Source organism: Oscillibacter sp. GMB15532 (assembly GCF_041020825.1).
Lineage (GTDB): Bacteria > Bacillota > Clostridia > Oscillospirales > Oscillospiraceae > Oscillibacter.
This window is the reverse complement of the sequence record NZ_JBEVTO010000001.1, coordinates 342,142-357,775: the sequence shown is the minus strand read 5'-3', so window position 1 is coordinate 357,775 and position 15,634 is coordinate 342,142. Positions and strand designations below refer to the sequence as shown.

Annotated in this window: 12 protein-coding genes and 1 riboswitch; of the genes, 7 read left to right on the top strand and 5 right to left on the bottom strand. The window is 58.9% G+C overall.

What is annotated here, in order from left to right; translation table 11 throughout:
* Positions 1-457 precede the first annotated feature (457 nt).
* Positions 458-1,480 (top strand): stage II sporulation protein D, encoded by a 1,023-nt coding sequence (spoIID, locus tag ABVS15_RS01630; protein WP_369282046.1) that lies wholly within the window; start codon positions 458-460, stop codon positions 1,478-1,480.
* Positions 1,481-1,569: 89 nt separating this feature from the next.
* On the opposite strand, the gene ABVS15_RS01625 is transcribed toward spoIID, so the two are convergent.
* Genes ABVS15_RS01625 through ABVS15_RS01615 form a run of 3 tightly spaced genes read right to left on the bottom strand, consistent with a single transcriptional unit; the run spans position 1,570 to position 4,154 of the window.
* A complete protein-coding gene (locus ABVS15_RS01625) occupies positions 1,570-2,310 on the bottom strand; it encodes an amino acid ABC transporter ATP-binding protein (RefSeq protein ID WP_369282045.1) in 741 nt (246 codons plus the stop codon).
* A gap of 1 nt (position 2,311) precedes the next feature.
* Entirely contained in the window at positions 2,312-3,202 is an 891-nt protein-coding gene (locus ABVS15_RS01620; protein WP_369282044.1) for an amino acid ABC transporter permease, read from the bottom strand.
* Between the two features lie 52 nt (positions 3,203-3,254).
* Entirely contained in the window at positions 3,255-4,154 is a 900-nt protein-coding gene (locus ABVS15_RS01615; protein WP_369282043.1) for a transporter substrate-binding domain-containing protein, read from the bottom strand.
* A gap of 150 nt (positions 4,155-4,304) precedes the next feature.
* Positions 4,305-4,474: riboswitch (Lysine riboswitch) on the bottom strand.
* 276 nt (positions 4,475-4,750) lie between these two features.
* On the opposite strand from ABVS15_RS01615, the gene ABVS15_RS01610 reads away from it, so the two are divergent.
* The 6 genes from ABVS15_RS01610 to ABVS15_RS01585 all read left to right on the top strand — a co-directional run bounded on the left by ABVS15_RS01610 (position 4,751) and on the right by ABVS15_RS01585 (position 13,343).
* A complete protein-coding gene (locus ABVS15_RS01610; protein ID WP_369282042.1) occupies positions 4,751-5,314 on the top strand; it encodes a phosphatase PAP2 family protein in 564 nt (187 codons plus the stop codon).
* On the top strand, positions 5,311-7,854 hold the full coding sequence (locus ABVS15_RS01605; RefSeq protein WP_369282041.1) for an EAL domain-containing protein: 2,544 nt from the start codon (positions 5,311-5,313) through the stop codon (positions 7,852-7,854). The genes ABVS15_RS01610 and ABVS15_RS01605 overlap by 4 nt, the downstream gene beginning before the upstream one ends.
* A 105-nt stretch (positions 7,855-7,959) precedes the next feature.
* Positions 7,960-9,372 carry an MATE family efflux transporter gene (locus tag ABVS15_RS01600; RefSeq protein WP_369282040.1) on the top strand — a complete coding sequence of 471 codons (1,413 nt, stop codon included), beginning with the start codon at positions 7,960-7,962 and terminating at the stop codon, positions 9,370-9,372.
* Between the two features lie 122 nt (positions 9,373-9,494).
* A complete protein-coding gene (nrdD, locus tag ABVS15_RS01595; RefSeq protein WP_369282039.1) occupies positions 9,495-11,672 on the top strand; it encodes an anaerobic ribonucleoside-triphosphate reductase in 2,178 nt (725 codons plus the stop codon).
* Between the two features lie 55 nt (positions 11,673-11,727).
* Positions 11,728-12,246: an anaerobic ribonucleoside-triphosphate reductase activating protein gene (gene nrdG / locus ABVS15_RS01590; protein WP_369282038.1), complete on the top strand. Its 519-nt coding sequence runs from the start codon at positions 11,728-11,730 to the stop codon at positions 12,244-12,246.
* A gap of 257 nt (positions 12,247-12,503) precedes the next feature.
* Positions 12,504-13,343 (top strand): hypothetical protein, encoded by an 840-nt coding sequence (locus ABVS15_RS01585; protein ID WP_369282037.1) that lies wholly within the window; start codon positions 12,504-12,506, stop codon positions 13,341-13,343.
* 289 nt (positions 13,344-13,632) lie between these two features.
* On the opposite strand, the gene pgsA is transcribed toward ABVS15_RS01585, so the two are convergent.
* The gene (gene pgsA / locus ABVS15_RS01580) at positions 13,633-14,154 is read right to left on the bottom strand and encodes a CDP-diacylglycerol--glycerol-3-phosphate 3-phosphatidyltransferase (RefSeq protein WP_369282036.1); all 522 of its coding nucleotides are present in this window, start codon (positions 14,152-14,154) and stop codon (positions 13,633-13,635) included.
* A 6-nt stretch (positions 14,155-14,160) separates the two neighbouring features.
* Positions 14,161-15,477 carry a 30S ribosomal protein S12 methylthiotransferase RimO gene (gene rimO, locus ABVS15_RS01575; RefSeq protein ID WP_369282035.1) on the bottom strand — a complete coding sequence of 439 codons (1,317 nt, stop codon included), beginning with the start codon at positions 15,475-15,477 and terminating at the stop codon, positions 14,161-14,163.
* Positions 15,478-15,634 lie beyond the last annotated feature (157 nt).

Sequence of the window (15,634 nt, the reverse complement as noted above, 5' to 3'; positions counted from 1 at the left end):
CGGTCCTCCTTGAAAAGCCGGGCATAGCCCCCGGCGCAATTTGGTAATATTTTTCGCTCGCCCGGTTTGCGGTGTCTTCGTAGCGGGCGGAGATTTTCCCGCCACGCCCCAAAGGAAGCGGTACTGCTCCGACCGTGGGGACGAGACGCGTGCAGGGTTCCCCGTGATTGCTAAAGGCGCAAAGGGGCTGATACTGGGGTCATTATACGCCCGCCAAGGCGGTTTGTCCACACCGCGGCGAGGGAAAACGCATCGGGCGGCGAGGTTGCCGCTTTGGGCAATCCATGTTATAATCAAACGCCGCAAAATTCGACAGCTTATACGCAGGACTGTTTTTTATCTTCCGCGCATATGCTGAAGAAACCGCGGATTGCGGGCGTACTTTGATCAATTTACGGAAAGTGTACAGGCTGTTCAAAAGGTAAATGCTTTTTGGAGCGGCGGGAAAGGAAACGAGATGAGACGGTATCTGGGCATGTCGGCGGTGCTGCTGGGCCTGCTTTTTTTGCTGCCGCTGATTACCGTGACGACCCATGTGGTCCGGCGGGAGGCGGAGGCGGGGACGAAGCGGGAGCTGAAGCCGGAAACGCCGGAAATTGAGCTGCTGCCCCAGGGGGAGACGGACGGGTCTTACACCATCCGGGTTCTGCTGGGGGAAGAGGTGAAGACCATGACCATGGGGGAATATCTTCAGGGTGTGGTGCGGGCGGAAATGCCCGCCTCCTTCGAGCAGCAGGCCCTGTGCGCCCAGGCGGTGGCGGCACGGACCTATACGATGTATAAGATGGCCACCGGCGGGAACCACGGCGACACGGCGGATGTCTGCGGTGATCACACCTGCTGTCAGGCGTATCTTGATAAGGAGACTGCCGCGTCCAACTGGGGGGACAGCGCGCAGGCTTACGAGGCGAAGGTGGAAAACGCCGTCGCCCTCACCGACGGGCAAACGATTCTATACGGCGGGCAGCCCATTTTGGCGGTGTTTCACTCATCCTCCGCCGGGAGCACAAAGCGGGCGGGCGAGGTGTGGACTGACGATCTGCCCTATCTCCAGAGCGTGGAGAGCCCGGAGGGGGAAAGCGTGCCCAATTATTACAGCCGCGCGGAGTTTACCCCGGCGGAGTTCAAGAAGCTGTTTCTGGCGGCCTATCCGGAGGCGGACCTGTCCGGCGCTGCCGGAGGATGGATGAAGGATTGGGCCATCAGCGAGGACAGCAATGTGGAGTCTGTCACGGTGGGCGGCGTCAGCGTCCGGGGGACGAAGCTGCGCACCATTTTCTCCCTGCGCTCTTCCACCTTTGAAGCGGAGGTGGCCGACGGGAAAATCGTCTTCTTTGTCACCGGGTACGGCCACGGCGTGGGCATGAGCCAATATGGCGCCCAGCAGATGGCAAAGGACGGCAAGGACTGGAAAGAGATTATCACCCACTACTATTCCGGCGTCACCGTGGCGGTGCATACGCCGGAGCGGCTGTCGTAATAAAAAAAGGGCTTGAGGATTTTATGTCCTCAAGCCCTTTTGCTTTTTGAAAAGGCGCGCAGGGGTTTGTTACAGTTGATTCCTGCGGCTTACACGCTGCGAAAGCGTGAGAGAAAGTCCCGGGTTTCCTGTCTTTGGGGGTTGCCCAGAAGTTCCTCCGGCGTGCCCTCCTCGCAGATAACGCCCTGATTCATATACACCACCCGGCTGCTCACGTCCCGGGCGAAGGCCATCTCGTGGGTCACCACCAGCATGGTCATCCCCTCCCGGGCCAGGTCCTTCATCACGTCCAGCACCTCGCCCACCATCTCAGGGTCCAGCGCTGAGGTCGGCTCGTCAAACAGCAGCACCTCCGGCTCCATGGCAAGCGCCCGGGCGATGGCCACCCGCTGTTTCTGCCCGCCGGAGAGCTGACGTGGCCTTGCGTTGATATAGGGCGCCATGCCCACCCGGTCCAGATATTGAAGGGCGGCGGTCCGGGCCTCCGCCGGGTCCTTTTTCAGGACCTTCACCTGTCCCGCCACGCAGTTTTTCAAAACGGTCATGTTGTTGAACAGGTTGAAGGATTGAAACACCATTCCCACCCGGGAACGGTATGCGGCCGCATCCACACCCCGGTCCGCCATGTTCTTCCCGTGAAAGAGAATCTCGCCGGAGGTGGGGGTTTCCAACAGGTTCACGCAGCGAAGCAGCGTGGACTTTCCGGAGCCGGAGGAGCCGATGATGGAGGTCACGTCCCCTTTTTCCACCGTGAAATCGATGTCCCGCAGCACCTGATGACTGCCGAAGGCCTTGCCCAGATGGCGGATTTCAAGAATCGTCTCGCCCATGTCAGATCTCTCCTCTCTCGGTCAAGTTCCGCTTTTTGGAGGACTGCTTGGAATTTTTCCGGTATTCCTTGCTGTGCTCGTCAAAATTGCTGCCCTTGCCGGGGTGGTTGTAGGTTCCGGCGGTCATGGTCAGAGAATCGGTCTGTACCAGCTCGTAGCTGTCGGACCCGTCCATCCGCCGCTCCACCCACCGCAGCAGGAAAGAAGCCGCAAGGGTCATGGTGAGATAGCCCGCCATTTCGATGGTGGCGGAGGGAAAATACGTGAAGGTGGCCCCGGAAATCGCCTTGTGGGCGGCAAAAAAATCGGTAAAGCCGATAATGAACATCACGGAGGTGTCCTTGATGTTGATAATCAGGTTGTTGCCAATCTGGGGCATGATGTTCCGCAGGGCCTGGGGCAGAATGACCCCCAGCATGGTTTGGAAGTGGGTCATGCCGATGGCCTTGGCCCCCTCCGTCTGGCCGGGATCGATGGAGAGAATGCCGCCCCGGACGGACTCGGCCATATATGCGCCGGTATTGACGGATACCACCAGAATCGCCACGGTCCAGATACCCTCAAAGCGGAGAGAGTTGTTGGTGAAATAGGGCAGGCCGTAGTAAATGAACACTGCCTGCAAAATCATGGGCGTGCCCCTGAAAACCTCGATATAAATGCGCAGCAGCACCCGCACCAATCCCAGACCCAGCCGCTTGACGGGGTGGTCGGATTTGGCGCTGGGAATGGTCTGCAAAATACCGCAGCCAAGCCCGATGACGCAGCCGATTAACGTGGCCACCACGGCCAGAATCAGCGTGCGGCGGATGCCGCCCAGATAGCTCACCGTGCCGTATTTGGCCCAGAGGTCGGTAATGTCGGCGGCCAGTTGTGGAAATCTTGACCAGTCCATAATGGTTCCCTCGTTCTCTCAGTATTCAGCGGGCGCGCCCGGACAGGGAGGCTCAGGCCCCGATGGGCTGCACCGCCACGGCCTGCGCCATCAGGTCGTTGAAATCGTCGGCAGTCATGCCGGAGAGGACGGAGTTCATGGCGTCCTTCAGCACGGTGTTGCCCTTCATGACGGAGATGCCGATGTTCACGTCCTCGTCGGACACTTCAAAGTCGTCACCGGAGCCGGAGAAGTCCAGCAGCTTGAAATCGGGATAGGCCACCATCGCGCCCTGTGCGGTGGGCATATCGGTGCACACAAAGTCCACCGCGCCGGTTTCCAGCGCCATCAGCATGGCGGGGGCGGATTCCGCAGCCGTGCGGATATCGGCCCCTTCAATCTGGGGCAGGCAGGTTTCATACCAAATGGTGCCCTGCTGGCTGGTGCAGGAGCCGCCGGCAAGGTCGCTGATGCCCTTGGCGTTTGCAAAGGCACTGTTTGCCTTGGTCAGGCATATGATGGAGGCGTACAGATAGGGGCCTGCAAAGTCCACCTGCTCCGCCCGCTCGGCGGTCATGGACTGGCCCGCGATCACCGCGTCCACGGCGCCGGACTGAACGGCGGGTACCAGAGATTCCCACTCCAGCCGGACAATTTCCAGCTCCCAGCCGTTGGCCTCGCAGAGCTTTTTGGCCATCATCACGTCGTAGCCGTTGGCGTATTCACTGGTGTCCCGGATGGGAACAGCGTCGTTGGAGTCATCCGGCTGGGACCAGTTGTAGGGCGCGTAGCCGCACTCCATGGCCACGGTCAGCACCCCGTCCTCCACGCCGGAGGGGACCGCGCCGTCGGCGGAGGACGCGGAGGAACCGGCAGCCGCACCGGAGCCGGAGGCCGCCGGGGCAGAGCCGCCGCAGGCGGCAAGAGACGCAGTCATGGCCAGAGCCAGAACAAGAGCAAAAAACTTCTTCATAAAAGATCCTTCCTTTCAACTCAACCAATGGTATTTTGTGGCGGCGGGCACTGAATATCCCTCTCCCCACGCCGCAAAGGAGAACGACAAAAAACGGGCCGCTTTGACGCAAAGCGACCCGTGGAAAAAGCAGGCAGAACTGCCCGATTCAGCCATGATAGCGCTTCACAAAAAATGTGACAGTCCGTCGGGTATTCCCCGCCGGCCCAGGTGTCTTGGAGCAGGCAGCTCCAAAATCCTTCGGCGACGTCCCCTTTCCCGCGGCGGCTGCCTGCCGACTTACTCACGGTACTGATGGACCTCGCGCCTCTATCTGAGCGATCCAATTTTGAGGTATCCTATCACGATATGAAGGGGATGTCAACTGTATTCCCAAATTTTTTTTGCATTTTTGTGCAAAACATAAAAATTGGTGGAATTTAGGGCAAAGCAATTGAAACTCGTTTGACTTTGGTGGAATTGCGCATAAATAATCCTTTTCAAAATTGGAAGCAGATGGTACAATGGCCACAGTGGACGACATTGCTTTGTACGGGGGCTTTGAAAGCTTTCCGGCGCAGCCGATTTTGCGCCGGCCGTATGGGAGAGGTGTGCGGGTGAGGGAGCTGGAATTCGGCGTTTTAAACTGGATACAGGAGAATTGCCGGACGGAGCTTCTGGACGGGTTGATGCCGCTGATCAGCGCGCTGTGCAATCACGGAGAAATCTGGATTGCGCTGGCGGCAATTTTGCTTTTTATGCGGAGATATCGGCGTACCGGCGCGGTTTTGGCGCTGGCGCTGCTTTTAGATGTGCTGCTTTGCAACGGGATTCTCAAGCCGCTGATTGCCCGGGTGCGGCCCTGCGACGTGAATCCGGCGGTAACACTTTTGATTTCCCGGCCGCAGGACTGGTCGTTTCCCTCCGGGCACGCGGCGGCGTCCTTTGCCGCGGTGGGCGCTCTGCTGTCGGAGAAGCGCGGCAGACTGTTGGGGCCCGTCTTGGTTTTGGCGGCCCTGATTGCTTTTTCACGGCTGTATTTATATGTGCACTGGCCCAGCGATGTGCTGGCCGGCGCGTCGCTGGGTTTGGCGCTGGGCTTGGCCGCCGGACATTTGATGCGGTGGGCAGATAAGAAAACGGGGCGGTTTCGTCCCGCCGGAGGAGAGGGAGAGACGTGAAGGACACGCGGAAGAAACAGAAAATTCTTCTGGTGGACGGGGATGGAGAGCGCCGTCAGCAGACTGCCGGGGTCCTGCATGGCACGTTTTGCGTCACGTCCGCGCTGGACGGGGAAATGGCGGTGGACATCCTGCGGACGCGGCAGGATTTTGCCGCGATTGTGCTGCAATGCCGCCTGTTTGAGTTCAGCGGGTTTGATGTGATGCACTTTCTTCATACGAACCGGCTGCTCAAGTCGATTCCCGTGGTTGCCATGGGGACGGCGGAGGACGAGCTGAAGGCGCTGAGCCTTGGCGCCGCCGCGTTTTTTGAGGAGTCCAGAGAGCCGGATATTCTCGCCTGCCAGGTGCAGAATCTGGTGAATCTTTTCTGGAGAGATCGGGATTTGGACCCGCTGACCGGCGTTTTGCAGTGGGAACCGTTTTTAAAAAAGGCACGGGACACGCTGGCGGAGATGGAACAGGATAATCGGCCGAGGTCGCTGTCCATCATCTTTTTAAACATGGACCGCTTCAAGGTGTTCAACGATCTTTTCGGCAGGGCCACGGGCGACCAGCTTTTGCGGAATCTGGCGGCAAAGCTGTCCGCGATGCGGGGCGTGATTCACGTGGGCCGCGTGGGTGGGGACCGGTTTGTGATGCTGTGCCGCACGGAGGAACTGGAGCTTTCCCGGTTTAACCGGCTGGGCGCCGATCTGATGCGGCGGCTGCACCTGAAATACGCGTTGCATTTGTGCTGCGGCGTCTATGAAATCGACGATCCCACGCTTCCGGTGGTGGAGCTGTGTGACCGCGCGCAAATCGCGCAGGAAACCGTTTCCGGCCGCAGCGACAAGAGCGTGGCGCTCTATGATGAGGAGCTGCGCCGGAGCCTGCTGTGGGAGCAGGAGGTGGCCTCCGGGATGTATGAGGCGCTGGAGCAGGGGCAGTTTCAGGTGTATCTTCAACCGATTTTCAGCCTGTCGTCCAACGCGCCCGTGTCGGCGGAGGCACTGGTGCGCTGGGATCACCCCAAGCGGGGGCTGATTCTCCCCAATCAATTTATCTCCATCCTTGAAAAAAACGGCTTTATCAACCGACTGGACCAGTATGTCTGGGAGCAGGTGTTTCAGTATCTGGCGGAGCTGAAGGCGGCGGGCTATCCCGACGTGACCATTTCCGCCAACATGTCGCGGCTGGATATTTACAGCGCGGATATCTGCGGGCTGCTGACAGGACTTGCAAAAAAGTACGATGTGAACCCCGCCGTCTTTCGGATTGAGGTGACGGAGAGCGTCTATATGGAGGACCCGGGTCAGATGCTGGATTTGACACGGCAGCTCAACGCAGCGGGCTTTGCCGTTTTGATTGACGATTTTGGCAACGGCTACTCCTCTTTGAATATGCTGATGAATATGACGGTGTCGTCTTTGAAGCTGGACATGGGCTTTATCCGCAGCGTTGGCAGCGACGAGCGGACCAACTGCGTGGTCAGCAGCATCGTGCGCATGGCCAAGTGGCTGGAGATGAGCGTGGTGGCGGAGGGGGCGGAGACACAGACCCATGTGGATTATCTGCGCTCCATCGGCTGTGACCGGGTGCAGGGGTACTATTTCTCCCGCCCTGTCCCGAAGGACGACTTTTTTTCCCTGCTGAAGCGATACCGGTCGACTTTCGCTCCCGAACGGCCCCGGATTTTTGACAAAACGGCGGACACCCGGGCGGTGTGGGACGCGGTAAAGGCCTATGACAGGATGATGCGGGGGAGGATGGACGCGGCGGCCATGTTCGAGCAGTTTGGCGACGCGGCGGAGATTCTCAGCGTGAACGACGGGTATTACCGTCTGATGGAGAGCTCTCCCGAGCTTTTGTTCCGCAGCGGGCAGCTGATTACCGACTGGCTGGAGGAGCGGGACCGTCCCGCGTTTCTAATGGCCATGGACGCCGCTTCGGAAACGGGAGAACGGCAGGAGCTGGTCATCCGGCGGTATATGGATTCCTACCGGATCAAAAGCCTGATGGTCAGCGTCTGCTACATGGGGCGCAAGGACAGCCGCAAGCTGTTTTTGGCGCTGTTTCGGGATATTTCCCGGTTGAAGCTGCCTGCCGAGTTTGGCTGCATGGTGCCCGCTGCCGTCCCCAGCGAGGAGCTCGGGCCGCCCCGGCAGCAGCGGGTATTGGGCTGCCGTACTTGCCGCAAGCTCCTAATTGTGGAGGACAACCGGGTGAACCAACTGGTGCTGGAGAAGATGCTCTCTCACCAATACAGCATTCTGGAGGCGTCCAACGGCAAGGCGGGGCTGGATGCTCTGCGCAGCGGGGAAGACGTTGGCGTGGTGCTGTTGGATATCATCATGCCCATTATGGACGGGTACGAATTTCTGCAAAAGAAGGCGCAGGACCCGGCTCTGCGGGATATTCCGGTGCTGGTGCTTTCCCAGGCGGATAATTTGGACAGCGAGGAAAAGGCCCTGCGTCTGGGTGCCAGAGGCTTTGTGCGCAAGCCCTATGACCCGGAGGATTTGAGAAAAACGCTGGATGCGCTGGCGAATGGAACCTGATGATTGATAAATAGCATCACTGCAACTCGCGGCGGCAGCCTTTGCCGCCGCGAATTTTGCGGGAACACCATGCAAAAGCATGAAAATGAGGAGACGGCAAACCCTATGTTAAAGTCGAAGGCTTATGAAATTGATATGTGCAGCGGGCCAATCTTGAAAAAAATGCTGCGCTTTGCCGTGCCGTTGATGGCCTCCGGCGTACTCCAACTGCTGTTCAACGCGGCGGACGTGATTGTGGTAGGGCAGTTTTCCGGGGATAATTCTATGGCGGCGGTGGGGTCCAACGCGGCGCTGATCAATCTGCTGACAAATTTGTTTGTCGGGCTTTCCGTGGGCGCAAACGTGCTGGCGGCCCGATATTTCGGGGCAAAGCGGGAGCGGGAGCTCCATCGGGCGGTCCACACGGCTATGCTTTTGGCATTTTGCAGCGGTATGGTGCTGATTGTGGTGGGCGTCGCCATGGCGCGGCAGGTGCTGGTCTGGATGCAGACGCCTCCCGCCGTTTTGGATCTGGCGGTGCTGTATCTGCGGATCTACTTTTTGGGGATGCCCGCCCTGATGCTCTATAACTTCGGCGCGGGCCTTCTGCGCTCCAAGGGAGATACCCGCCGTCCCTTGTATTACCTGCTGCTGGCCGGCGTGGTGAATGTGGTTTTGAACCTGCTGCTGGTGATCGTGTTTCATTTGGACGTGGCGGGCGTGGCGATTGCCACCGTGGTGTCCCAGTGCATTTCCGCGGCGCTGGTGGTTTCCTGCCTGATGCGGGAGACGGGGAGCTTTCATCTGGACCTGCGGGCGCTGCGATTTCACAAGGAGCAGCTTGTGGGCATCTTGCGGGTGGGTCTGCCCGCCGGAGTGCAGGGCATCATTTTTTCGCTGTCCAACGTGGTCATTCAGTCCTCCGTCAACTCTCTGGGGGAGATTGTCATGGCGGGCAGCGCTGCCTCCAGCAATATCGAGGGATTTGTATACGTGGCGATGAACGCGGTGTATCAGGCGACGCTGTCCTTTACCAGCCAGAACGTGGGTGCGGGACGGCTGGACCGGGTCAACCGCATTTTGCTGACGGGGCTGGGCTGTGTAACGGCCACGGGACTGGTGCTGGGCGTGGGCGCGTGGCAGGGGGGCCGGCTGTTGCTTGGAATCTACTCCGGGGACCCGGCGGTGGTGGAGGCTGGCTTTGTGCGCCTTGGCATTATCTGCGGGACCTATTTTATCTGCGGCATGATGGACACGATGGTGGGTGCTCTGCGGGGCATTGGCTACTCCGTGATGCCCATGATGGTGTCGCTGATGGGGGCCTGCGTCCTGCGTCTTGTGTGGGTTGCCACGGTCTTTCAGATTCCGGCGTATCACACGCCGGAGTGTGTCTACTGGTCCTATCCCGTCTCATGGATAGTGACCCTTTTAATCCATGTGCTCTGCTACCTCTGGGCCAAGCACAGGGCAGACCGCCGCTTTGCCGAAGTGCAGACGGAACAGAAGACTGTGGAAATTTTCGAAGAAAATACTAAATAGGGTATTGCAAAATGGGATGACACACTATATAATGTGGTTGTTATAAAACCGTTTGGTTGACATAAAAGTAAGTTGGGAAGAACTATTTTGGCTTTTCGACAAAAGGGAGCGGCAGAAACATCATGAAAATTATCAAAAGAAACGGCAGTGAAGCGGGCTTTGACCGGGAAAAAATCGCAGCGGCGGTGGAAAAGTCGAACTTTGCAGGCGGGCAGACGCCGGAGCTGTCCCACGCACAGGTGCAGCAGATCGCGCTGAATGTGGAGACTACTGCGGAGAAGGTTGGCCGGACGCTGAATGTGGAGGAAATTCAGGAACTGGTGGAGACAGAGCTGATGCGCCACAGTGCCTATGAAACGGCGAAGCGCTATATCCGTTATCGTTATACCCGGACGCTGGCCCGGGCCGCCAACACCACCGACAATCAGATTCTCAGCCTCATCGAGTGCAACAACGAGGAGGTTATGCAGGAAAACTCCAATAAAAATCCCACGGTGAACTCCGTCCAGCGGGACTATATGGCGGGCGAGGTGTCCAAGGACATCACCAAGCGCCTGCTGCTGCCGACGGAAGTGGTGCAGGCCCACGAGGAGGGCGTGATTCATTTCCACGACATGGACTATTACGCCCAGCACATGCACAACTGTGATCTTGTGAATCTGGAGGACATGCTGCAAAACGGTACGGTGATTTCCGGCACGCTGATTGAAAAGCCCCACAGCTTTTCCACCGCCTGCAACATCGCCACCCAGATTATTGCCCAGGTGGCCTCCAGCCAGTATGGCGGGCAGTCCATTTCCCTTGCCCATCTGGCTCCCTTCGTGCAGGTTTCCCGGGAGAAAATCCGGGGTGACGTGCTGGCGGAGGCCGCCGCCATGGGCGGCCACCCCGAGGGAGAGGTTTTGAACCGGATTGTGGAAAAGCGTCTTCGCGCGGAAATCCGCCGGGGAGTGCAGACCATCCAGTATCAGGTGGTGACGCTGCTGACCACCAACGGGCAGGCCCCGTTTGTGACGGTGTTCATGTATCTGGGCGAGGTGTCCGATCCCCAGACCAAGCGGGATTTGTCGGTGATTATCGAAGAAACGCTGACCCAGCGGTATCAGGGCGTGAAAAACGAGGCGGGGGTGTGGATCACCCCGGCATTTCCAAAGCTTATTTATGTGCTGGAGGAGGACAATGTCCGCCCCGGAACACCCTATTACTATCTGACGGAGATGGCGGCCAGATGCACCGCCAAGCGGATGGTGCCGGACTATATCTCCGAAAAGGTCATGCTTCAGAACAAGGTTGATAAAAATGGAGAGGGGCACTGCTATACCTGCATGGGCTGCCGTTCGTTCCTCACACCCTATGTGGACCCCGAGACGGGAAGCCCCAAGTATTACGGTCGGTTCAATCAGGGCGTGGTCACCATCAATCTGGTGGATGTGGCCCTGTCCTCTAATGGAGACATGGCCCGGTTTGAGGAGATTTTCTCTGAGAGACTGGAGCTTTGTTACCGGGCGCTGATGTGCCGCCACAAGCGGCTCAAGGGCACTCTCTCCGATGCGGCCCCCATTTTGTGGCAGTACGGCGCGTTGGCCCGACTGAATAAGGGAGAAACCATCGACAAGCTGCTTTACGGCGGGTATTCCACCCTGTCTCTGGGTTACGCAGGGCTTTACGAGTGCGTGAAGTACATGACCGGGAGATCCCACACCGACCCGGAAGCCACGCCCTTTGCGCTTTCCATCATGCGTCGGCTCAATGAAGCCACCGCTGCGTGGAAGGCAAAGGAGAACATCGACTTCTCCCTGTACGGAACGCCGCTGGAATCCACCACCTACCGGTTTGCCAAGTGTTTGCAAAAGCGGTTCGGCATCGTTCCCGGCGTGACGGACAAGGCCTATATCACCAACAGCTATCACGTCCATGTGTCCGAGGAGATCAACGCGTTTGACAAGCTGGAGTTTGAATCTCAGTTCCAGGCGCTGTCCCCCGGCGGAGCCATCAGCTATGTGGAGGTCCCCAACATGCAGGACAACATCCCCGCGGTGTTGAGCGTGATGGAGTATATCTACGACCACATTATGTACGCCGAGCTGAACACCAAGAGCGACTATTGCCAGACTTGCGGCTACGACGGGGAAATCTCCATTGTGGAGGACGACGGCAAGCTGGTTTGGGAGTGCCCCAAGTGCGGCAGCCGGGACCAGAGCAAGCTGAACGTGGCCCGGCGGACCTGCGGCTATATCGGGACCCAGTTCTGGAATCAGGGCCGGACCCAAGAGATTCGGGAGCGGGTGCTCCATCTGTAAATCAACGAAAAAAAGCCCGCCGGAGGTTCTCCGGCGGGACTTTTCGAGGGATGCCATGAATTATGCCAATATCAAAACCTGCGACATTGCCAACGGCGTAGGGGTGCGGGTCAGCCTGTTCGTTTCCGGCTGTACCCATGGCTGCCCCGGCTGCTTTAACTCTGAGGCGCAGGATTTTCAATACGGAAGGCTTTTTACCGGAGAGACGGAGGAGCTGGTGCTCCGGGCGCTGGAGCCGTCCTATGTGGCGGGACTGACGCTGCTGGGGGGCGAGCCTTTTGAGCCGGAAAACCAGCGCGCGCTGCTGCCCTTTATCCGCAGGGTCCGGGCAGAGCGCCCCGGGAAAACCGTGTGGGCCTTTTCCGGCTACACATGGGAAGAGCTGACGGGGGAGAGCCGCGCCCGCTGCGAGGCAACGGACGAACTACTGGCGCTCACCGATGTGTTGGTGGATGGGGAGTTTGTGCAGTCACTGAAGGACATCTCCCTGCGCTTCCGGGGCAGCGCCAATCAGCGGATCATCGATGTGCCCGCGTCTTTGCGGGCGGGAGAGGCCGTCCTCTGGAAGGGCTGACAAGAGAAAGTCCCTCCGGCCGTAGGCGGATTGGAAAGAACCTGCAAGCCTGCCTGGTTCGATGTGATGGTGCAGGCCTGCACAGGCATTGCGGGCGGAGAGAAGATCGGGGGCTGCGGAAATAAATTCCGCAGCCCCCTGCATTTTGCCTGTTTATGCACATGTTCCATTCCTTCCCGGGCGGCATGAAAGCGGTTTTTTTCGCATACATCCAAACAGCCGGGCGAAACTGTCTCGCCGGGGAGGAGGAGAACCGAATGAAAACCCCGCTTTCCGATGTACAAAAAACGGGATGCCCTTCCGGGGCAATCCCCGGTCTGCGGACGCTGAAAAATCTGCTGACAACTGCCTTAGCCCCCATGGGGGGTGCGCTGTATGTCTACGGCGGCGGCTGGAACCGGGAGGATACCGGCGCGGGCCCTCAGGCGGTCCACATCGGGCTTGCGCCCGAGTGGTGCGCGTTTTTCAGGGCGCAGAACAAGTGCTATTTTTATCGGGACTATTATCCTGTATTGGGTGAAAACGTCTATTACTACGCGGGGCTGGACTGCTCCGGCTATTTGGGCTGGACGGTGTACAACACCCTCCATGACCGGGACAGCCTTCCCGGTTATGTGTGCTCCTCTGCGGCCATGGCCGGGGACTTTGCCCGCCGGGGCTGGGGCGGTCTGACAGAAATCGGGGAGGAAAATTCGCTTCGTCCCGGGGACATTTGCGGCATAAAGGGGCACGTCTGGCTGTGCATGGGGACCTGCGGTGACGGCAGCGTTCTTCTGGCCCACTCCACGCCTTCCGACAGCCGGGCGGGCTGCCCGGGAGGGGGCGTTCAGCTCAGCGCCTTGTCGCCCGGTGATACCGGCTGCTGCGAAGCGCTGGCTTTGGCAGAAATGGTGATGCGGCGCTGCCCCGCGTGGTACACACGCTACGCGCCGGTTAGAAAGCCGTGGGAGGTTTATACGGCGTTTTCCGGCGGCGTGTTCCGCTGGGCGCTTGACGGGGGCGTGATCACCGACCCGGAGGGAGTTGCCACTCTTTCGGCGGGGGAAGTGCTGTCGCAAATTTTCAGAGGGACAGGGCTTTCTTGTTCTCGCCGGTGAATGGAGGCTGGTATCTCCTTGATAAAGGTCCGTTTGCCTCCTCCTGGGAAAGTCTGTTTATGTTCTCCCGCTGTCGCGCAAAGGAACTATCCGTCCCAGATAAAAAGCCCTCCACTTTTACCGTTGCTGCATCCCCCATACCCGGGGCGTAAAAGCGTGCCAGTGGGCGCAAGTGCGCCCGTGCTCCTTTTAAAACGGCTCATTTCCACGGGGCAGCTTCGGAAGCTTCTGTGTAGAAACGCAAAAAGGGTCGGGGGTTTCAACAAAGTTGAAACCCCCGACCCTTTACTCACATGGACCGAAATACGTCCTTATTCTTGGTAAAATACTCCACGCCGGAATACAGGGTGGTCACAACAATCACCCACACGCACGCGGTGTTCAGCACCTTTGGGATGGGCAAAAACATCAGCACGAGACACACCATGGTGGCGGCGGTTTTCACCTTGCCGGACCAGCCGGCGGCGATGACCCGCCCCGCGTCGGACGCCAGCATTCTCAGCCCACTGACGGCAAATTCACGGCAAATGACAATCAGCAGCGCCCATGCGGGCATCTGCCCGATTTCCACGAACCAAAGCATGGCCGCTGTGACCAGCATTTTGTCCGCCAGAGGGTCCGCAAATTTGCCGAAGTCCGTGACGAGGTTTCTGGACCGGGCGATGTGGCCGTCCAGCAAATCCGTGAGGCTTGCCAGGATGAAAATCACTAGTGCCGCGTAATTCGCGCCGGGAAAGCCCCAGTACAGCACCCCCATAAACACCGGAATCAGCAAAATGCGCAGCAGGGTCAGCTTATTCGGCAAATTCACCGTGGCTCACTCCTTTTCTCCGGTCAGCTCGCCGTCCGTGGTGCCGGTGAGGCGGACGTTTACAAATTCTCCGGGACGGGCCTCGTCCGCGTCAAACCAGATGCGCCCGTCAATATCCGGGGACTCGGCATAGCTGCGCCCGTAATAGCGCTGGGCTTGGGGGTCAAAGCCCTCGCACAGCACCTCCCGCACGGAGCCGAGGACGGATTCGTTGTATCCGTCGATCACGTCGGATTGTACATCCACCAGCAGTTCTGCCCGGCGGCGGGCCTCTGCCTCGTCTACATGGTCCATTTTAGCGGCAGGAGTTCCCTCCTCGGGAGAGAAGGGGAACACGCCCGCCCGCTCAATTTTCGTCTCCCGCAGAAATTCGCAAAGCTCCTCAAAAGCCGCGTCGTCCTCCAGGGGCAGTCCCGCGATGATGCTGGTGCGCAGCACCAGTCCGGGGATGCGCGCCCGCAGCTTGTTTAGCAGGGACAGCATGGCTGCCTTGGTGTCCCTGCGGTTCATGGCCTTTAAAATTCTGTCGTTGCAGTGCTGGATGGGCAGGTCAATATACTTAAGAATTTTCGGCTCAGCAGCGATGACCTCCATCAGCTCGTCGTCGATTTCATCGGGGTAGAGGTAATGAAGCCGAATCCAGTGGAAGTCCAGCTTGCACAGCTCCCGCAGCAGGGGGGCGAGCTGGTGCGTTCCCGTCAGGTCCGTGCCGTACCGGGTGATGTCCTGCGCAATGACGATGAGCTCTTTCACGCCCCGGTCCGCCAGGTCCCGGGCCTCCTCCAGAAGGTGCTTCATGGGGCGGCTGCGGTATTTTCCCCGCAAAGAGGGAATGACGCAGTAGGCGCAGCGGTTGTCGCAGCCCTCTGCAATCCGCAGATACGCGTACCAGCCGGGAGTGGAGAGAACACGGGTTCCCTCCTGCTCCGCCGTATGGATGCTGCCAAAGCGGCAGGGCCGCTCCCCGGCCATCACGGCATCCACAGCAAAGGCCACGTCGCCGTAGCTTCCGGTGCCCAGAACGCCGTCCACCTCCGGCAGTTCGCCCAGCACATCCTCCTGATACCGCTGGGCCATGCAGCCGGTGACGAGAATTTTTTGGACCTTTCCCGCCTTTTTCAGCGCACCCATCTCCAGAATGTTGTCAATGGCCTCCTCACAGGCAGAGGCCAGAAAGCCGCAGGTGTTTACCACCGCCACATCCGCGCCCTCCGGCGCGGCGGCAACGGTGTGGCCCGCCGCGGTGACGGTGGCCATCATTTGCTCGCAGTTCACCTGATTTTTTGCGCAGCCAAGGGAAATAAACGCAACACTGTACTTCAAAATAGCTCCTCCATTGCATGGGTTTCGATTTGCGGGCCGCGCCAAGAGCGCGGCCCAGTGTGTCCTGATGGTTTTGACGCGGCCTGATTGTTACAATGCGGACTTGCCTGTTTTTACAGAGCTTTTGCATTCGTAAAGTTTTTTAAAACAACTCCGG